Consider the following 18,706-nt stretch of genomic DNA (forward strand, 5'->3'; position numbering starts at 1 on the left):
GGCCTAGAACGCATGGGTGAGCTTCAGGCGCAGGGTCCTGCCGTCCTGCAGGATCGAGTCCCCCCGGATCTCGAAGGACGCAGGGTCGGCGTACCGCCGGTCCAGCAGGTTGTAGACCCCGAAGGACACCTCCGTGCCCGCCAGCCGCGTGGTGTAGGTCAGGTTGGCCACCGCATGGGCCGGCAGGCGCGATGCCAGCGTGTTGCGCGCGCCGATGCCGATGGCCTCCAGCCCCAGGCGGCCCCGGGCCCAGGGTGCAGCGTCGGCATTGCCAATGGCCGTCGACCACTGCGCCTTCAAGAGGTGCCGGGGGGAATTGGCCAGGGTCTCCCGCGTCAGGGTATCGCGTGCGCGCTGCCAGCTGTAGGCCAGGCGCAGCCGGACGTCGGGGCCCAGGCGCTGCTCGACTTCGGTCTCCACCCCGTACACGCCGACGCTGTTGCCGGCATTGCTGAACATGAGGCGGTCGGGCTGCGGTGCATCGCCAATGGCCAGCAGATGCGACACGCGCGACTGGAACAGCGTGACCAGGGCACGCGATGCGCCCGAGGGCGCATGCTCGAGCACCAGCTCCGTGGTGCGGATGCGCTCGGGCCGCAGCCTGTCCGTGCCCACCACGCCACCGGGCGTTTCCACGCGGTAGTCGCGCTCATAGGCATTGGGAGGGCGGTAGGCCGTGCCGTAGAGCAGCTTGAGGGCCGTTGCCGGCCCCACCAGGTACACCAGCCCCAGGCGCGGGTGCAGGCTGCCCTTGCTGTCCGAGTGTTTGCCCCAGCGCAGCCCGGCGTGCAGCACCAGGTCGGGGCGCAGCGCGACCTCGTCCTGCAGGTAGATGCCCAGCACGTCGCCGCGGCTGCTCTTGTCCAGCAAGAGCGCTTCGGGCGCCAGGTCCAGGTTGCGCTGCGTGATGTCGAGATCGCGCCGGTAGTCCAGTCCAAAGGAGATCTTGTGCCGCTGGAATGCCGTGCTCACCCATTGCAGCTCCGAGCCCAGCCAGCGGCCGCGGCCGATGTCGCGGTTGGCGGTGACGGGCGGGTAGTCGTAGACATAGTCGCCCACATACCGGTACTGGCCGCCGTGCAGGCGCGCCGTGAAATGCAGGGCAGGGCCCCACTGGCCGGCATACTCCGCCGCCATGCGGGTGCTGGAATCGACCACGCGCGAGCGCGGGTCGTTGAACACCTGCGAAAAGGCGGCCGTGGGCAGGCCTTTGGCGCGCTCGCCATGCGACAGGGACAAGGTCACACCTTCGCGCCGCATCTTCACAAACAGGCTGCTGCTGCGGTCGTAGTCCAGGCGCTGCGCCAACCCGTGGTTCTGGCCGGGCGTGTCGTAGGCGGGAAAGTAGAGCTCCTCTCCCCGCGTGGTGGAGCGGGATGCCGACACCAGCCAGTCGCCGCCATACCCGTCCGCCGTGCCCAGCGTGAAACGCAGCCGGGCGTGGCCGTGGCTGCCCAGTTCGGTGCTCAGTTGCGCACCCTTGAGCTGCCGGCCCTCGCGCGTGATGATGTTGAGCACGCCGAAAAAGGCATTCGCGCCATAGACGGCCGCACTCGGCCCCGGCACGAACTCGACACGCTCGATCAGGTCGATGTCGATGGGGAAGTCCGTGCCCACCGGGGCCTGGTCGTACAGGTTGTCGTTGAAGCGCACCCCATCGACCAGCAGCAGCACCCGGGTGTTGTAGTCGCCCGGCGTGGAAAAGCCGCGCATGCCCAGGTAGTGGTAGGAGCGGTCGTAGGACATGTACAGGCCGCGCATGCCGGCCAGGATCTCGGCCAGGTTGCGGTAGCCGAAGGTGCGGATGTCCTCCGCCGTCACCACGCTGACCGCGGCAGGTGCCTCCAGCGCGCTTTGCAGGTAGCGGCTCGCCGTGCGCACCTCCATCTGCATCAATTGCTCCAGCGGCAGCTGGGCGACATCGGCCTGGGCATGCGTGCCGCCCACCCAGGCAAAGGACAGGCACATCCCGAGGGCAAGCCGGCGGCTTCCTGCGCAAGGGGGTGATCTTGTCATGGCATCTCTATCGTGGGCTTGTCCAGCCCCGATCGCAAGCCGCACCGGATGGCTGTAACAAATGCTTGCATCCTACTCCTCTGGCAGGTGCCGGGGCCTGGGTTTACCTTAGTTCAAGATTGCCGCAGCGTGCGCTCTGTTTTTGATTGAATATACGCAATGCGTTTTGCAAAATTGCGCATTGCGTATAATAGAGGGCCATGAACAGCCAACAAGACTTCCTGCGCGACGCCATGCGCCGCCTCAACCTCACGCGCGATGCGTTTTCCGACCGTCTGGGCGTGCGCCGGCGCGCCCTCGATACCTGGCTGCTGCCGTCCGACTCGGGCGAGGCGCGCTCCATGCCCGAGATGGTGGAGAAGTTCGTTGCCGAGATCCTCGCGCACGAAGCCCGGGCCGTCGGGGCGGAGCCGGGCAGGGCGCAGGCCGCCCGGCCCCTGGCCCAGCGCATCGCGGCCGAGGGTCGGCCGCACCTGCTCTCGGTGGCCCAGTTCGACCGGGGCAGTCTGGAAGACCTGTTCCAGGTGGCCGATCTGATGCAGCCCATCGCGCGGCGCCAGAAGGTCTCGCGCGTGCTGGAGGGCGCCGTGCTGGGCAGCCTGTTCTTCGAGGCCAGCACACGCACGCGCGTGAGCTTTGGCGCGGCCTTCTGCCGCCTGGGCGGCACGGTGTGCGACACGACGGGCTTCACCTTCTCGTCCATGGCCAAGGGCGAGTCGATCTACGACACCAGCCGCGTGATGGCCGGCTATGTGGATGCGCTGGTGGTGCGCCACCCGGAGCAGGGCGCGGTGGCCGAGTTCGCACGTGCCACCAACATCCCTGTGATCAACGCGGGCGACGGCCCGGGCGAGCACCCGAGCCAGGCCATCCTGGATCTCTACACCATCCAGCGCGAGTTCTCGCGCCTGGGCAAGCTGGTCGATGGCACGCATGTGGCCCTGGTGGGCGACCTGAAGTACGGCCGCACGGTGCACTCCCTCATCCGCCTGCTGGCGCTGTACAAGGGGCTCAAGTTCAGCCTGGTGGCCCCGCCCTCGCTGGAGATGCCCGCCTACCTGCTGGAGCTGGTGGCGCGCAACGGTCATGTGATCGAGCAGACTTCGTCGCTGCAGGAAGGGCTGCGCGGCGCCGACGTGGTGTACGCCACGCGCATCCAGAAGGAGCGCTTCGTGGGCGAGGAGATCGAGGGCTACACGCCCGAGTTCCAGATCCGCAAGTCGCTGGTGGACGAACTGTGCAAGAGCGACACCATCCTCATGCACCCGCTGCCACGCGATGGCCGGCCTGGCGCCAACGACCTCAGCACCGACCTCAACCACGACCCGCGCCTGGCCATCTTCCGCCAGACGGACAATGGCATCCCCGTGCGCATGGCGCTGTTCGCCGTGCTGCTGGGCGTGGAGAACCAGGTGGCGCGCTCCATGCGCGATGCCGGCTGGCGATCGCCCTCGCACATCGGGCCCGACGATGCCGTGTTCGATGGCCTGGACTGAGAGGCTGAGAATGCCTGAGGGTAAACCCTTGCAGGTACTACACTCAAAGCCTTCTCCCCCGCGCGCCGCTGTCCCGTGAACTCCCCCGTCTTCGCCTCCCTGATCCCCGTCGTCCTGTTCATCGCCATCGGCTTTCTGTCGGGCAACCGGGGGTGGATACGGGCGGGCTCGGTCAAGGACCTCTCCAACCTGGTGTTCATGGTGCTCACGCCGGCGCTGCTATTCCGAACCATGAGTTCGGTGCACCTGGGCGATGTGGACTTTGCGCCCATTGCCGCGTACTTCGCGGCGGCGGGCCTGGTGTTCGGTGGCACCATGCTGCTGCTGGGCTTCACCAGTCTGGCGGCGGCGCGGGCGCTGGCCAATATGTTCAGCAACACGGTGATGATTGGCGTGCCGCTGGTGGGCCTGGTCTTCGGCGAGGCCGGGCTGGTCACGCTGTTCACCTTGATCTCATTGCACGCGCTGATCCTGCTCACGGCCGCCACCGTGGTGTTCGAGCTGGCAGCCGCGCGCGAGCGCGCGGGCACCCCGGGGCACGAGGGCCGCTCCATGCTGCGCACGGTGCTCATGGCGGTGCGCAACGGCATCGTCCACCCGATTCCCCTGCCCATCATCGCCGGCCTGCTGTATGCGCAGACGGGCCTGCCGATATCGCTGGTCATCGACAAGCCGCTGGAACTGCTGGGCCAGGCCCTGGGGCCGCTGGCGTTGCTGCTGGTGGGCGTGACGCTGGCCTTCACCACCGTGGGCTCGCATTTCCGCGCGGCCCTGCGCATCGCTCTCGTCAAGTGCCTGGTGCACCCTGTGGCCATGGCGGCCGTGGGCTGGGCCATGGGGCTCAAGGGCATGCCGCTGGCGGTGATGGTGGTGGCGGCATCGCTGCCGGTGGGCGCCAATGTGTTCCTGTTCTCGCAGCGCTACGAAGTGGCGCAGGACGAGGTGACGGCCAGCGTGGCCGTATCGACCGCGTTGGCGCTGATCACCATGCCGGTGGTGATCGTGCTGGTCACCCGATTCCTGGTCTGATCACGGGGCCAGGCGTTCTCGTAGCCATTCGACTCCATCGAGCCGGTAGCGCAGCCGGTCGTGCAGGCGGCTCTTGCGGCCCTGCCAGAACTCCCATTGCTCGGGCTTCAAACGGTAGCCACCCCAGTGCGGCGGGCGCGGGGGGCTCAGCAGAAACTGGGCGCCGTACTTCGCCGCATTGGCCACCAGCACGCTGCGGCCGGTGATGACCTGGCTTTGCGGGCTGGCCCAGGCGCCGATGCGCGAATCCAGTGGGCGGCTGGCGAAGTAGGCATCGCTCTCCTCGTCGCTGACCTTTTCCACCACGCCCTCGATGCGCACCACGCGTTCGAGCTCCACCCAGTGGAACTGCAGCGCGGCAAACGGGTTGCCCGCGATCTGGCGGCCCTTGCGGCTTTCGTAGTTGGTGAACCAGACGATGCCGCGCTCGTCATAGCCCTTGATCAGCACGATGCGCGTGCTGGGGCGCAGGTCGCCGCCCACGGTGGCCAGGGTCATGGCATTGGGCTCGGGCACCTGGGCGGAAATGGCTTCCTTCAGCCATTGATCGAATTGCTGCAGCGGCGCAGCATGCGAGGCGTCTTCGTTGAGTTCGGCGCGCTCGTAGCTCTTGCGCAAGTCGGCGATGGAGGTGGTCATGCCGCGATTGTGCACCCCTGCTGCAGAGCCCCTCGCGCAGCCGGTTGTTGTCGAATAAAAATTCGCTTATATTCGCTCTGCGATGAAACCCAAGGACGACGAAAAGCAGCGCGCCATTGCGCAGGCCACCTTCGATCTGGTGGGCCAGACCGGGCTGAGCGGCCTCACCATGGCGCAGATCGCGCGCGCCGCCGGCATTGCCACGAGCACGCTGTATGTCTACTACCCGTCCAAGGACGAGCTCATCAGCCAGCTCTACCAGGACGCCAAGACCGTCACCGCCGCGCGCATCATGGAAGGCGTGGTGCCCAGCCTGCCGTACCGCGCGCGCGTGCGCCGCATCTGGGAGAACCTGCTGCGCCACCGGCTCGACCAGTACGCCGAGGTGGTGTTCCAGGAGCAGTACTACAACTCCCCCTGGTTCACCGAGGGCAACCGCGAGTTCTCCACGCGCCTGATGACCGGCTTCTACGCGCTCATGCGCGAGGGGCAGGAGCAGGAGATCCTCAAGGCCGTGCCCGTGCCGCTGCTCACCGCCAGCCTCACGGGCTCGGTGCGCGACACCGCCACCCTGGTGCGCACGGGCGTGCTGCCCGACGACGAGGCGCTGCACCAGGCCGCCTTCAGCCTGTGCTGGGATGCGCTCAAAGCGTAACTCTTCAATTTGCGCTTTAATCGAATAAATATTCTCTTAAAAATGGCAACACCTTCTGCGTTTGCGTTGCCTGACCGAAGGCGGTGTTGAAGCCGCCTGCGTTCTGCTGTTTCCGTCAGTCCCCCTGAAAACACCTCCCCAAGGAGAACCCACGATGCCAACCCTCCATATCAACGGCAAAGAAACGGTGGTGGATGCCGATGAGTCCACCCCCATCCTCTGGGCCCTGCGCGACACGCTGGGCATGACCGGCACCAAGTTCGGCTGCGGCGCTGCCCTGTGCGGCGCCTGCACGGTGCACCTCAATGGCGCACCCATCCGCTCGTGCATCACGCCCATTTCGGCGGCGGCGGGCCAGAAGATCACCACCATCGAGGCCATCGCTGCCAACGACAAGGTGGGCAAGGCCGTGCACGCCGCCTGGGTCAAGCACGACGTGGCGCAATGCGGCTACTGCCAGAGCGGCCAGATCATGAGCGCCACGGCCCTGCTCAAGGGCAAGAAGAAGCCGAGCGATGCCGACATCGACACCGCCATGGCCGGCAACATCTGCCGCTGTGGCACCTATGTGCGCATCCGTGCCGCCATCCACGATGCGGCCCGCAGCCTGGCCTGAAGGAGCGCACACCATGCATTTCGAACCCCACACCGTTCAGGCCCACATGCCCCGCCACCTGCTGGCACTGCTCGAAAGCGTGCAGGATGCGCCCGCCGAACCCGCGCAGGGCCTGGCGCGCCGCAGCTTCCTCAAGGTCACGGCGGCCACCGGCTTTGCGCTGGGTGCGTTCCCTCTGGCTGCCGTGGCCCAGGGCGCAGCCGCGCCGGCGGGCGGTCTCAAGCCCTTCGAGCAGCCCTCGGCCTTTGTGCGCATCGAGCCCGATGGCACGGTCACCGTCACCATCAACCGGCTCGATTTCGGCCAGGGCGTGCAGACCGGCCTGCCCATGATCCTGGCCGAAGAGCTCGATGCCGACTGGTCCAAGGTGCGCAGCACGCACGGCGATGCCAATCCGGCCTATGCCGATCCGGCCATGGGCATGCACCTCACGGGCGGCTCCAATTCCATCAAGAACTCCTACACCCAGTACCGCGAACTGGGCGCGCGCACGCGTGCCATGCTGGTCTCGGCCGCGGCGGCGCAGTGGGGGGTGGATGCATCGACCCTGCGCACGCAAAGCGGCTTTGTCGTGGGCCCCGGCGGCAAGAAGCTGGGCTATGGCGAGCTGGCCGAGGCGGCCATGAAGCTGCCCGTGCCCGAGAAGGTCACGCTCAAGGACCCCAAGCAGTTCCGCCTGATCGGCAAGCCCACGGGCCGGCTCGATGCCAAGGCCAAAGCCAGCGGCCAGCAGGGCTACGGCATCGACGTGCGCCTGCCCGGCATGCTGACCGCCGTGGTCGCGCGCCCCCCGGTGTTCGCGGCCAAACTGAAGTCCCTGGACGATTCGGCCGCCAAGGCGGTCAAGGGCGTCAAGGCCGTGCTGCGCGTGCCCGTGGACCGCGGCGGCGAGGGCGTGGCCGTGGTGGCCGACGGCTACTGGGCCGCCAAGCAGGGGCGCGATGCGCTCAAGGTGGAATGGGACACGGCCGCGGTCGAGAAGGCCGACACCGTGCAGATGCTGGCCAGCTACCGCGAGCTGGCGGCCAAGCCCGGCCTGGTGGCCATGCAGGCCGACACAGCCCCGCTGGCGAACGCGCCGCACAGGATCAGCGCCGAGTACGTCTTCCCCTACCTGGCGCATGCCCCCATGGAGCCGCTCAACTGCACCGTGCAGTTGGTCGGCAACAAGGCCGAGCTGTGGATGGGCACGCAGATGCCGGGCCTGGACGCCGTGGCCGCGGCCAAGGCCCTGGGCCTGCAACCGCAGGACGTGAAGATCCACACCCAGATGGCCGGGGGCGGCTTTGGCCGCCGTGGCGTGCCCACGGCCGACTACGTGGTGGAGGCCTGCGCGGTCGCCAAGGCGGCCGGGGCCGCAGGCCTGGCAGCCCCGGTGCGCACGCTCTGGAGCCGCGAGGACGACATCAAGGGCGGCTACTACCGCCCCATGCACGTGCACCGCGCCGAGATCGGCTTCGACGCCCAGGGCAATGTGCTGGCCTGGGACCACACCATCGTGGGCCAGTCCATCCTCAAGGGCTCGCCCTTCGAGGGCTTCATGGTCAAGAACGGCATCGATGCCACGGCCATCGAAGGCATGAAGGAGCCCTATGATGTGCCGATGAAGCTCTCGGTCCACCACCCGCAGGTCAATGTGCCGGTGCTGTGGTGGCGCAGCGTGGGCTCCACCCACACCGCCTATGCGATGGAAACACTGATCGATGAAGTGGCCCGCACCACGAAGCAGGACCCCGTGGCCTACCGCCTGCGCCTCATGGGCGACAAGCACCCGCGCCACAAGGCGGCCCTGGAGCTGGCCGTGGCCCAGTCGGGCTATGGCAAGAAGAAGCTGCCTGCGGGCCGCGCCTGGGGCGTGGCGGTGCACGTGTCCTTCCAGTCGGTCGTGGCCTATGTGGTCGAGGCCTCGGTGACCAAGGACGGTGCGCCCAAGCTGCACCGCATCACGGCCGGCGTGCATTGCAACCTGGCGGTCAACCCGAAAAGCGTGGAGGCCCAGGTGCAGGGCGGGGCGCTGATGGGGCTGTCGATGTGCCTGCCGGGTGGCGCCGTCACGCTCAAGGACGGCGTGGTGGAGCAAAGCAATTTCGGCGACTTCGCGGTGCCGCGCATCACCGACATGCCCCAGGTGGCCGTGCACATCGTGCCCAGTGCCGAGCCCCCCACGGGCATGGGCGAGCCCGGGCTGCCCCCGCTGGCGCCGGCGTTCGCCAACGCCATTGCACAGCTCACCGGCAAGACGCTGCGCGAATTGCCGTTCAAAATGGCGTGATGGAACCAGAACCGCTGCCATCCCCCATCGTGCTCGTGCTGGCCTCTGGCCGGGGCGAGCGCTTTGCCGCCTCGGGCGGCACCGTCCACAAGCTGAGTGCGCTGCTCCACGGCCTGCCGGTGCTGGAGCACACGCTGGCCGCCGTGCGCGCCAGCGGCCTGCCCTGGCACCTGGAGGACGTGGGCCACCCGGGCATGGGCGATTCGATCGCGGCGGCGGTGCGCGCCACGGCCAACGCACCGGGCTGGCTGGTGCTGCCGGGCGATCTGCCCCTGGTGCAGCCGCGCACCCTGCGCCGCATGGCGGCGGCACTCTACGGCTGTGCGGTGGCGGTGCCCGAATACCGTGGCGAGCGCGGCCACCCGGTGGCTTTTTCTGCGCAATGCCTGCCTGGCCTGCTGGCCCTGGCGGGGGAGCAGGGCGCCGCCAGCGTGGTGCGCGAGCAGCAACAGCAGGGCAGGGTGCGGCTGGTGGAGGTGGACGATGAAGGCACGGTGACCGATGTGGACACCGTGCAGGACCTGGCCCGGGCGGAGCAGGTCCTGGCCGGCCGGCTTACTTTGCCGTGATCACTGCGCACGCCAGGCGCGGGCCGGCGTTGCCCGTGGGCTGGGTGGTGTAGTCATCGGGGTCGCGGTGCACGATCAGGCCCTTGCCGACGATGTCGTTGGCGCTGCTGCCCACGCGGATGGAACGCGACTCGAAATTGATCCGGGCCACGCCACCGGCATCGGCCTTGAGGCTGGGCAGGTCGCCCGTGTGGTGCTCGGCGCCCCCATGGCTGCCGTGCGGCTTGCCACCGGGGTTGAAGTGGCCGCCTGTGCTCATGCCGTCGCCGCTGGAGCAGTCGCCCTTTTCATGGACGTGGAAACCATGCTCGGCATTGGGCTTGAGGCCGCGCACCTCGCCCACCACCTTGACGGTTTCGCCCGTCTGGGTGAAGGTCACCGTGCCGGTGGTGGTGTTGCCGCGCGTGGATTCCAGCTTGGCCGTGGCCGAGGGGCCGGACGAGGAAAAGGCGGCACAGCCCGCCAGGGAGGCAACGGCCACGGCGAGCGCTGCAAAACGAAGATTCATGAAATTCACTCCTTGCTTGAAATATTGGCAGGCATGGGGCATGCGCGCTGCATCGGGCGCCCACGCCTTGGGACACTGGTACGGATGCGCCGTCCGCCGCGCCATGATGCGTTGCCGCTGCCGCCGACCCGGCGAACCGTACGCCGCAGGGGCACCACTATGCCTACTTTTTCACGGTAAGAGAAAGTAATCTTGCAAGCGAACGGTCGTGGATGCCCAGGCGGCAAAGCTCATCGTAGGTGGCCTGGGCATAGTCGCGCGTGGTGCCGTAGCGGCCGCAGGCCTCCTCGAAGATGCGCCGGTACTCCTGGTCGGGCAGTTCGCCCGTGTGGTTGGGGCTTTTGCGCGACAGGGTGAAGGCCAGGGCCTGCACGGCACCGTGGGGTGTGTGGCAGGTGAGCCAGCGCGGGTCGTACACCCCGGTCATCATCTCGCGCTGCCACAGGTTGACCAGCACCTGGCGCGCATGCGCCTTGTCCACGCGGAACACCATGCCCCGGCAACTGCCGCCCGAGAGCATGCCGAACACCAGGCCCGGGCACTCGGGCGTGCCGCGGTTGATGCGGCTCCACATCTTGAGCGCGCGGTGCCAGCCATGCACGCGTGCCGCACGCCGCTCGGCAAAGTCGAAATCGGGCCGCCAGATCAGCGAACCATAGCCAAAGATCCACAGGTCGCGGTGGCCACCCCATTCCTGCAGGGCCCGCTCCAGCATGGGGGCGGGGTCACGCAGCGGCGCAGGAAGACTGGTCATCACATCACTCTACAATGAAGAAGGTGCCCAAGCGGGGCGCCTGACAATATCCACCACAGACAGAGACAACACAGGGAGACTTCATGTCCGGTAGTTCCGATAACGACAGCCAAGAACGTTTTGCACTCGGTTTTTTGTTCATCCTGATCGCACTGGTGATCTCCACCGCGGTCGGTACCGTGGTGGTCAAGCGCCTGCGGGCCGCAGCGCCCGCCAAGCCGGTCCCTGCGGCCACCGCACCGGCGGTCGCAGCCGCAGCAACTGCTGCTCCTGCCACCAACGCGGCAAGCGCCCCGGCCGCTGACGCAGCCAGCGTGCGCGTCGAGAACGGCGTCGTGAAGTTCTACTTCGCCAGCGGCAAGGCCGAGCTGGCCGCTGGCGCCAACGAAGCCCTGGCCGACGTGGTCAAGGGCGTGGCCGAAGGCAAGAAGGCCGTGGTTTCGGGCTTCAACGACGCCACGGGCGACGCGGCCGCCAATGCCGAACTGGCCAAGCAGCGCGCCTTTGCCGTGCGCGATGCGCTCAAGGGCCTGGGCGTGGCCGAAGACAAGATCGAGCTGAAGAAGCCTGAGGACACTACCGCGAGTGGCAGCAATGCCGAGGCGCGGCGGGTGGAGGTGGCATTGGCTGCCAGCTGACCCGCTTCCTGGGCAGCCGCCCCTGAACGGAAAAGCCCGGCAGTGCCGGGCTTTTTTCTGGTGTTCCGTGGCGGAAGTGCAGATCGACAACACCGAGCCCGGCTGGGCGCAGCAACCCCTGGTGGAGGTGCCTGGTCTGTGCCAGGCAAGGGCAGTTCAGGAACTATTGGTGGCGTCTGGTTACTCAGCGATCACTGGACTGTCCAGTCAGGAGCCCACCATGTCCCCATCGCCCGACGCCACCACCGTCGACCTCAGCACCCCCGACGGCATTGCCGATGCCTTTATCAACCACGGCGTCACGCTGGCGTCCGTCAAGGGAATCACCGACGACGACCTGGAAGCGGTCTACGCCGAAGCCTACGGCCACCTGGCGGAAGGCCGCGCGCAGGAGGCCGTGGAGGACCTGATGCTGCTGGTCACGCATGACCCCTGGGAGCCGCGCTTCCAGTTTGCCTACGCGCTCGCGCAGCAACTGCTGGGCCAGCACGAAGCCGCTGCCCAGCACTACGCGCAGGCGCTGCTGATGGATGCCACGAACGCGGGCTGCATCCTGCGGCTGGGCGAGTGCATGGAAGCCATGGGCAATCTCCAAGAGGCCGAAGAGGCCTATCGCTCCTGCATCCAGCTGAGTTACCTGGACCCTGAATACCACTTGGTGCGCGCCCACGCGCAAGCGCGCCTGTCCAGCCTGAACGGAGGTGCAGCATGAGCTCCCCCATCGGCGTTGGAATGGGCCGTCCGGCCAATATGTTCGGCACCGTCGGCAGTGAACCTGCACCGCGGGCCACCCAGACTGCACAGGCCGCTTCTCAGGCTCCGGTGTCGCTGACCTTGCCCGCACCGCCACGCAGCGATGTGTCTGCAGGCCAGGCCGACCGGGTGCGCGCAACCGCCTCCGAGCCTGCCCGCGCGGGCGTGGCGCCCTCACGGGCCGAGGTGGCCAAGGGCAAGTTGGTCGCGGCCGGTGAAAAGCTGCTCGCGGCCCGGCAGGAGGGCGTGGACGTGGCCAAGACCTCGTTCTGGAAAAAGGCGCTGGGCGTGGCCCTGTCTGGCGTGGCGGTGGGCGTGGCCGCGGGCCTCACGGCCATATCGTTTGGCGGCGCCACCCCCTTGCTGGCGCTGGCCTGCGTGAACTTCGCGGTCTCCACCGGCGATGCCATCTGTGCCTACCGCAACATGCGCAACACCGAAGCCATTGCCGACCACCGGCCGCCCCCTTACGACACCCTGCCCATGGGCAACAGCATCGTGGCCAACATGGCGCATGGGGTGTTGACGCGGTGCGGCGTCAGCGCGGAGACCGCCAGCTCGGTTGCCAAGGGGATTGGCATCACGGTCGGTGTGGGGCTGGCGGTGGCATCGATCGCGGTCAGTGCGGGACTATCGGGCCTGCCCATGGCGTATGAAGTGGCAGGCAAGGTGGCCTCGTATGCTGGCACGGCGGTGGCCGTGGCGTCCACCGTGGGAGGGATGCTCACAGACGATGCAGACCGTGAACATCTCAAGGAAACGCTGGATGGCGTTCGCCAGAACGTCACATCGCTGGCAACACCTGACGGAAGACGCACCGAACTCGATGCGGAAGGCGAGTTGGTGGCGTCGGCCATGATCAATTCGCTGGACGGCACGGACATTGCCACGGCCACCGCGCTGCACGAAAGCGCTCTCAACGACGCGGGCCGGACCAAGGATGCCGTGCAGGGCGCAGCCGGTGTGTTCAAGGCCGTCGAGCCGGCCATCGGCATCATGAACATGATCCGGGGGTAAGAACCTGTTCTTCTGCCGCGCATGCCCCTGGCCCAGGAGAGGGCTCATGGCCTGACGCCCGCGCAGATACAACAAAGCCCGGCTTTGCCGGGCTTGTTCTTTGGGGAGGGCAGGGCCGGGCGCTCACCGCAGCCCTGTTCCGCCCGTATCGCTCTTGCGCTCAATCAGCTCGATCTTGTAGCCATCGGGGTCCGTCACAAAGGCGATCACCGTGGTGCCGCCCTTCACTGGCCCGGCCTCGCGCGTGACATTGCCGCCTGCCGCCTTGATCTTCTCGCAGGCTGCATACGCATCGGGCACGCCCAGGGCGATGTGGCCATAGGCCGTGCCCAGGTCGTAGCTTTCGGTGCCCCAGTTGTAGGTGAGTTCGATCTCGGCCTGGCCGGGGTTGCCGCCGTCGAAGCCGAGAAACGCCAGCGAGTACTTGTACTCGGGGTTCTCGGACTGGCGCAGCAGCTGCATGCCCAGCACCTGGGTGTAGAAATCAATCGAGCGTTGAAGGTTGCCAACGCGGAGCATCGTGTGGAGGAATCTCATGCCCTTGATTGTGCAGGCAGATCGAAGACCTGGTGCAGGTGCAGGGTGGTGGTGGGCAGGGTCAGATCCTTGCGAGCAGTTCGGCCTTCTTCGCCGCGAACTCCTGCTCGGTGAGGATGCCTCTGTCTTTCAGCGCTGAAAGTTGCGCGATGGCCTCGAAGACGGAGGCTTGCGCGTTGCCGCTGCCGCTGCTGCCGGACGCTGCTGCGGCTTCATGGCCCCCGTGGACGACTGGCAGGGTCGAGAGGTCCACGGTGCCGTGCTGGCTGGTGAAGCTCAGCGATCCAGTGCCACCTTGCTGCTGGCCAAAGCCGGTGATCTGGTGTTCCAGCGTGTCGTACAGCGACACCCTGCCACCCACCTCCACCGCCAGGCGGCGCTTGCCTGCGAAGTAGGCATACCGGGTGGCGTTCTGCGCGCCGCTGCTGTTGGGTGTGCCCAGGTCCGCTGGATACCAGGTGGGCTGGGGATCGGCAGTGAAGAGTGATGGCGGGGTACTGCCGAACCCCATTGCGCCGCTGCGATGGGACTGCGATGGGGGAGGGCTCGTCTGCAAGGGGGCCGGTGAACCAACCACAAGGGCGCTGGCCAGTTCGGTGGCCAGCGCATTCACGCGCGCCTTCAAGGCGTCGTTGAACATGTCGCCGATCATGAGCATGCCGCCACGCGCCCATTGGCCGCCGCCGCCCAACTCGGGGTGCGAAAACTGCGCCATGGTGCCGTTGCCCCTCTGCAGGGCCAGCAGCAACTGCCTCACCGCCTCGGGGCTGAAGCCGGTGCGCGATGCCAGGCTGGAAACAAGTTGCCGACCGTGTTCGCTGAGTTCTGGTGCCATATACCCCTTGGTGAGGTTCCGCTGCGGTCCCGTAGGGTAGCACCAGACCTGTGTCTTATGCCTTCGCTTGCGCGGGCAGGTCAAACACCAGGCAGGTGGTGGTGGCGTGGGCGTACAGGGTGCCGTCGGGGCCTACCAGGCGTGCTTCGGCTGTGGCGAGCTGGCGGCCGCAGTGGATGACCCGGCCTTCGGCGCGCACGCGGGGCACCTTGGGGGTGATGGCCTTGACGAGGTTCACGCCCAGCTCGGCCGTGGTGTAGCCGCGCCCGGGCAGCATGCGGGTGTGCACCGCGCAGCCCAGGGCTGAGTCGAGCAGGGTGGCGAACCAGCCGCCGTGCACGGTGCCCATGGGGTTCAGGTGCTCCACGCGGGGCGTGCCCTGGAAGACGGCCAGGCCTTCACCCACTTCCACCAGGCGAAAGTCCAGTGTGCGGGCGATGGGCGGGTAGGGCAGCTCGCCGCGCAGCATGGCCTGCATCATCTGCAGGCCATCGAGCCCGGCCACCTGGTCAGGACGTGCCACGCCCGGGCCCACGCCGGCATCCATGCGGGCCATTATTTCCTGCTCCTGGGCAAGCCATTGTTCGAGTTGGTTGTGTTGCGTCATGGGGTTTCCCGGTTGAAGTGTTGCATATGCAATTATTGCAGATACAATAATCTCCATGCAAGCCGAAACAGCCACCTTCGAGACACCTGCCGTGCCCCGGCGACCGCAGGGCTGTACCAACTTCAAGCTGCGCCAGCTGCTGCGGCGCGTGGGCCAGCACTACGACACCGAGATGGCCAAGTGCGGTCTCAAGACCACGCAGTACTCGCTGCTGTCGCATGTGTTCAAGCTCGGGCCCATCCGGCCGGGCGACCTGGCGGCGGAGATGAAGATGGATGCGTCCACCCTCACGCGCAACCTGCGTCCGCTGGTGGATGCGGGCTGGGTGACGCTGGAGGCGGGCACCGATGCACGCAGCCGCCTGGTGCACATCACTGACGCGGGCCGCGACAAGCGCGCCGAGGCCCAGCGCTGCTGGAAGGTGGCGCAGGTCTCGCTCAATGACCTGCTGGGCCTGGAGCGCGTGATGGCGCTGCACGCGCTGGCCGATGAATCCCTGGAACTGCTGTCCCCCGTATCGGAGCTTGACCATGGCGAGTGATGTGCTCAACCCCCCCGCGTCGAGCGGCCGCAAGATCGCCGTCTGGCTGGTGCTGTTGGCCGCAGCCGGTGCCTTTGCCCTGACCATGGGCACGCGCCAGACCATGGGGCTGTTCCTCTCAGCCCTCAACACCTCCACCGGCCTGGGCGTGGGCAGCATCAGCCTGGCCTTCGCGTTCGGCCAGCTGTGGTGGGGCCTGACCCAGCCCTTTGCGGGCGCGGTGGCCGACCGCATCGGCACCGGGCGGGTGATTCTGCTGGGCGTGGCGCTGGTGGCGGTGGGCACCATCATCACGCCGCTGATGACGACGACGGCCGGGCTGATCCTGGCCATCGGCGTGCTGGCCGCAGGCGGCGCCGGCATGGCCGGCCCCTCGGTGCTGATGGCGGCGAGCACGCGCCTGGTGCCCCCGGCCCAGCGCGGGCTGGCCACCGGCATCGTGAATGCGGGCGGCTCCTTCGGGCAGTTCGCCATGGCGCCCATTGCCATCGGCCTCACGGCTGCCGTGGGCTGGGCCAGTGCCATGCAGTGGCTGGGCGTGCTGGTGCTGCTGGCGCTGCCGGCGGCGTTGGTGCTCAAGGGCAATTCCAAGGCGCTGGCGGCCCAGGCGGCCGCGGCATCGGGCACCCAGGCGCTGACCGCGCGCCAGGCCATCGCCCAGGCACTGGCCACGCCCAGCTACCTGTACCTGGCGGCGGGCTTTCTGGTCTGCGGCTTCCATGTGGCCTTTCTGGCCACGCACCTGCCAGGCGTGATCGCGGCCTGCGGGCTGCCACCCGAAGTTGGCGGCTGGTCGCTGGCCATGATCGGGCTGTTCAACATCGTCGGCAGCCTGGCCATGGGCTGGGCCGTGGGGCGCTGGCGCATGAAGTCGCTGCTCTCCATCCTGTACGCCACGCGCGGCCTGGCGGTGCTGATCTTCCTGTTCGCCCCCAAGACCACGGCCGTGGTGCTGGTCTTTGCCGCGGTGATGGGGGTGAGTTTTCTGTCCACCGTGCCGCCCACGGCCGGCCTGGTGGCCAAGATGTTCGGCACGGCCAACATGGCCATGCTGTTCGGCCTGGTGATGCTCTCGCACCAGATCGGCGGCTTTTTCGGCGCCTACCTGGGCGGCAGCGTGTTCCAGGCCACGGGCAGCTACGACTGGGTCTGGTACATCGACATCGCGCTGGCCGTGGGTGCCGCGCTGGTGAACCTGCCGATCCGTGAGGCGCCGCTCAAGCGCCTGGTGCCTGCCGCGGCTTGAAGCCCCACACCCTCCCAAGACACTCCCCATGACAAGCACCGTGCAACCCCTGTACCTCGAAGACATGGCCGTGGGCCGGCGTTTCCAGAGCGGCGAACACGCGATGGACGCGGCGCAGATCATTGCCTTCGCCCAGCAGTTCGATCCGCAGCCCTTCCATATGGATGACGCCGCCGCCCAGGGCACGCTGTTCGGTGGCCTGGCCGCGAGCGGCTGGCACACGGCGGCCATCACCATGCGCCTGCAGGTGACCACGGGCCTGCCGGTGGCGGGCGGCATCATCGGCGCCAGCGGCGATGTGGCCTGGCCCCGGCCCACGCGGCCCACCGATGTGCTGCATGTGGTGAGCGAGGTCATGGAGGTGAACCCCTCCAGGTCCAAGCCCGACCGCGGCATGGTCACCATCCGCAGCGAGACACGCAACCAGAACGGCGAGGTGCTGCAGATCTCCACCGTGCGCATCGTCGTGCCGCGCAGGCCGGGTGCTGCGTCATGACCGCGACGACGGCGGCAGCCGCGATGAACCCACGCACGCGCATGCTGCTGGAGGCGCCCATCGCCCCCACGCTGCTGCGCCTGGCCCTGCCCAATGTGCTGGTGATGCTGGCCCAGGCCGGAGTGGGGCTGATCGAGACCTATTTCGTGGGCAAGCTTGGCACCGATGCGTTGGCTGGCATGGCGCTGGTGTTTCCGGTGGTGATGCTGATGCAGATGATGTCGGCCGGCGCCATTGGCGGCGGGGTGGCAGCGGCCATCGCGCGGGCCCTGGGTGCGCGCCGGCGCGACGATGCGGACGCCCTGGTGCTGCACGCCCTGGTCATCGGCCTGGTGTTTGCGCTGTGCTTCAGCGTGGCGGTGGTGGGCGGCGGGCGCTGGCTTTACACCCGCATGGGCGGGGCCGGGGGCGCGCTGGAGGCGGCGCTCATCTATTCGAACTGGGTGTTTGCCGGCGCCATTTGCGTCTGGGTGTTCAACACCCTGGCGGCCATCATCCGCGGCACGGGCAACATGGCGGTGCCAGCCTATGTCACGGTGTGGGGGGCGCTGGTGCTCATTCCGCTGTCGCCACTGCTGATCTTTGGCTGGGGCCCGCTGCCGGGTCTGGGCATCGCGGGCGGTGCCATTGCGCTCATGGCCTACTACGTGCTGGGCAGCGCCGTGCTGGCCTGGTACCTGTGGTCGCCGCGCAGCCTGCTGCGGCCCTCGTTCAAGGGGCTGCAACTGCGCTGGCCGCTGTTTGCCGACATCCTGCGCGTGGGCCTGGTGGGGGCGGTCTCCACCGTGGCGACCAATGTCGCCATCGGCGTGACCACGGCCATGGTAGGCGGCTTCGGCACGGCGGCCATCGCGGGCTATGGCACGGCATCGCGCCTGGAGTACCTGCTGGTGCCGCTGGTCTTTGGCTTTGGTGCACCGCTGGTGGCCATGGTCGGCACCTGCATCGGCGCGGGCCAGCGCGAGCGCGCCCTGCGCGCCACCTGGGTCGGCGCCGCCATGGCCTTCGGCATGACCGAGGCCATCGGCCTGTGGGCCGCGCTGTTTCCCGCCACCTGGCTGTCGCTGTTCGCCAGCGACCCGGCCATGATCGCCGCGGGCAGCCAGTACCTGCGCACCGTGGGGCCGGTCTATGGCTTCTTCGGCCTGGGGCTGGTGCTGTACTTTGCCTCGCAGGGGGCCGGCCGCCTGTTCTGGCCCGTGGCCGGCAACCTGGCGCGGCTGGCCGTGGCGGTGGCTGGCGGCTGGCTGGCCCTGCGCTGGAACGGGGGGCTGGCCGGTGTGTTCGCCGCCCAGGCGCTTGCGCTGCTGGTCTATGGCGTCGTGATCGGCTGGGCGATTGCCGGCGGCGCCTGGTTCGGCCGGGTGGGCTGGCCGAGCAGCCCGGCGGGGCTGCTGCGGCGCGTTCCCCAGCCGTAGACTGGAGCTTGCCCGCTGCGGGTGGGCCTGACGTGGCCAGTGTCAGTGCTCCTGCGCAAGGGCC

At 67.9% G+C, this 18,706-nt stretch carries 20 protein-coding genes; 13 read left to right on the plus strand and 7 right to left on the minus strand.

Annotation, left to right across the window (positions count from 1 at the left end; all coding sequences use genetic code 11):
- Nucleotides 1-3: 3 nt before the first annotated feature.
- Nucleotides 4-2,016 (minus strand): TonB-dependent siderophore receptor, encoded by a 2,013-nt coding sequence (locus HNP48_RS05990; protein WP_260420110.1) that lies wholly within the window; start codon nt 2,014-2,016, stop codon nt 4-6.
- Nucleotides 2,017-2,216: 200 nt separating this feature from the next.
- Between HNP48_RS05990 and HNP48_RS05995 the strand changes: the two genes are divergently transcribed.
- The gene (locus HNP48_RS05995; RefSeq protein ID WP_184855966.1) at nt 2,217-3,512 is read left to right on the plus strand and encodes an aspartate carbamoyltransferase; all 1,296 of its coding nucleotides are present in this window, start codon (nt 2,217-2,219) and stop codon (nt 3,510-3,512) included.
- 75 nt (nt 3,513-3,587) lie between these two features.
- Entirely contained in the window at nt 3,588-4,541 is a 954-nt protein-coding gene (locus HNP48_RS06000) for an AEC family transporter (protein ID WP_184855967.1), read from the plus strand.
- On the opposite strand, the gene pdxH is transcribed toward HNP48_RS06000, so the two are convergent.
- A complete protein-coding gene (pdxH, locus tag HNP48_RS06005; RefSeq protein WP_184855968.1) occupies nt 4,542-5,180 on the minus strand; it encodes a pyridoxamine 5'-phosphate oxidase in 639 nt (212 codons plus the stop codon).
- An 82-nt stretch (nt 5,181-5,262) separates the two neighbouring features.
- Between pdxH and HNP48_RS06010 the strand changes: the two genes are divergently transcribed.
- The 4 genes from HNP48_RS06010 to HNP48_RS06025 all read left to right on the plus strand — a co-directional run bounded on the left by HNP48_RS06010 (nt 5,263) and on the right by HNP48_RS06025 (nt 9,292).
- Nucleotides 5,263-5,835, plus strand: coding sequence for a TetR/AcrR family transcriptional regulator (locus HNP48_RS06010; RefSeq protein ID WP_184855969.1), 573 nt, complete (start codon nt 5,263-5,265; stop codon nt 5,833-5,835).
- 154 nt (nt 5,836-5,989) lie between these two features.
- Nucleotides 5,990-6,451 carry a (2Fe-2S)-binding protein gene (locus tag HNP48_RS06015; protein WP_184855970.1) on the plus strand — a complete coding sequence of 154 codons (462 nt, stop codon included), beginning with the start codon at nt 5,990-5,992 and terminating at the stop codon, nt 6,449-6,451.
- Nucleotides 6,452-6,464: 13 nt separating this feature from the next.
- Nucleotides 6,465-8,723 carry a xanthine dehydrogenase family protein molybdopterin-binding subunit gene (locus tag HNP48_RS06020; RefSeq protein ID WP_184855971.1) on the plus strand — a complete coding sequence of 753 codons (2,259 nt, stop codon included), beginning with the start codon at nt 6,465-6,467 and terminating at the stop codon, nt 8,721-8,723.
- Nucleotides 8,723-9,292: an NTP transferase domain-containing protein gene (locus tag HNP48_RS06025; RefSeq protein ID WP_184855972.1), complete on the plus strand. Its 570-nt coding sequence runs from the start codon at nt 8,723-8,725 to the stop codon at nt 9,290-9,292. The genes HNP48_RS06020 and HNP48_RS06025 overlap by 1 nt, the downstream gene beginning before the upstream one ends.
- Here the strand turns inward: HNP48_RS06025 and HNP48_RS06030 are convergent.
- Both HNP48_RS06030 and HNP48_RS06035 read right to left on the minus strand, forming a co-directional pair.
- Nucleotides 9,279-9,800, minus strand: a complete 522-nt coding sequence (locus tag HNP48_RS06030; protein ID WP_184855973.1) for a superoxide dismutase family protein — start codon at nt 9,798-9,800, stop codon at nt 9,279-9,281. The two genes, HNP48_RS06025 and HNP48_RS06030, sit on opposite strands and share 14 nt — an antisense overlap.
- A 163-nt stretch (nt 9,801-9,963) precedes the next feature.
- Nucleotides 9,964-10,554: a gamma-glutamylcyclotransferase gene (locus tag HNP48_RS06035; protein WP_184855974.1), complete on the minus strand. Its 591-nt coding sequence runs from the start codon at nt 10,552-10,554 to the stop codon at nt 9,964-9,966.
- An 83-nt stretch (nt 10,555-10,637) separates the two neighbouring features.
- Here HNP48_RS06035 and HNP48_RS06040 point away from each other — a divergent pair, with 83 nt between their 5' ends.
- From HNP48_RS06040 to HNP48_RS06050, 3 genes are all read left to right on the plus strand, one after another.
- On the plus strand, nt 10,638-11,192 hold the full coding sequence (locus HNP48_RS06040; protein WP_184855975.1) for an OmpA family protein: 555 nt from the start codon (nt 10,638-10,640) through the stop codon (nt 11,190-11,192).
- 220 nt (nt 11,193-11,412) lie between these two features.
- Nucleotides 11,413-11,904, plus strand: coding sequence for a tetratricopeptide repeat protein (locus tag HNP48_RS06045; RefSeq protein ID WP_184855976.1), 492 nt, complete (start codon nt 11,413-11,415; stop codon nt 11,902-11,904).
- Nucleotides 11,901-12,962 (plus strand): hypothetical protein, encoded by a 1,062-nt coding sequence (locus HNP48_RS06050; RefSeq protein WP_184855977.1) that lies wholly within the window; start codon nt 11,901-11,903, stop codon nt 12,960-12,962. Before HNP48_RS06045 ends, HNP48_RS06050 begins: the two co-directional genes overlap by 4 nt.
- A 123-nt stretch (nt 12,963-13,085) precedes the next feature.
- Here HNP48_RS06050 and gloA read toward each other — a convergent pair whose 3' ends face one another.
- The 3 genes from gloA to HNP48_RS06065 all read right to left on the minus strand — a co-directional run bounded on the left by gloA (nt 13,086) and on the right by HNP48_RS06065 (nt 14,941).
- A complete protein-coding gene (gene gloA, locus HNP48_RS06055; RefSeq protein WP_184855978.1) occupies nt 13,086-13,499 on the minus strand; it encodes a lactoylglutathione lyase in 414 nt (137 codons plus the stop codon).
- Between the two features lie 61 nt (nt 13,500-13,560).
- Nucleotides 13,561-14,334: an SHOCT domain-containing protein gene (locus tag HNP48_RS06060; protein ID WP_184855979.1), complete on the minus strand. Its 774-nt coding sequence runs from the start codon at nt 14,332-14,334 to the stop codon at nt 13,561-13,563.
- A 55-nt stretch (nt 14,335-14,389) separates the two neighbouring features.
- The gene (locus HNP48_RS06065) at nt 14,390-14,941 is read right to left on the minus strand and encodes a PaaI family thioesterase (protein ID WP_184855980.1); all 552 of its coding nucleotides are present in this window, start codon (nt 14,939-14,941) and stop codon (nt 14,390-14,392) included.
- A 55-nt stretch (nt 14,942-14,996) separates the two neighbouring features.
- On the opposite strand from HNP48_RS06065, the gene HNP48_RS06070 reads away from it, so the two are divergent.
- The 4 genes from HNP48_RS06070 to HNP48_RS06085 are packed head-to-tail and all read left to right on the plus strand — an operon-like array spanning nt 14,997 to nt 18,642.
- Nucleotides 14,997-15,482, plus strand: coding sequence for a MarR family winged helix-turn-helix transcriptional regulator (locus tag HNP48_RS06070; protein WP_184855981.1), 486 nt, complete (start codon nt 14,997-14,999; stop codon nt 15,480-15,482).
- The gene (locus HNP48_RS06075; protein ID WP_184855982.1) at nt 15,472-16,728 is read left to right on the plus strand and encodes an MFS transporter; all 1,257 of its coding nucleotides are present in this window, start codon (nt 15,472-15,474) and stop codon (nt 16,726-16,728) included. The genes HNP48_RS06070 and HNP48_RS06075 overlap by 11 nt, the downstream gene beginning before the upstream one ends.
- 28 nt (nt 16,729-16,756) lie before the next feature.
- Entirely contained in the window at nt 16,757-17,224 is a 468-nt protein-coding gene (locus tag HNP48_RS06080; RefSeq protein WP_184855983.1) for a MaoC family dehydratase, read from the plus strand.
- A complete protein-coding gene (locus tag HNP48_RS06085; protein ID WP_184855984.1) occupies nt 17,221-18,642 on the plus strand; it encodes an MATE family efflux transporter in 1,422 nt (473 codons plus the stop codon). The genes HNP48_RS06080 and HNP48_RS06085 overlap by 4 nt, the downstream gene beginning before the upstream one ends.
- Nucleotides 18,643-18,706: the final 64 nt, after the last annotated feature.

Origin of the sequence: Acidovorax soli, assembly GCF_014207955.1 — a bacterium.
Classification (GTDB): domain Bacteria; phylum Pseudomonadota; class Gammaproteobacteria; order Burkholderiales; family Burkholderiaceae_C; genus Acidovorax; species Acidovorax soli_A.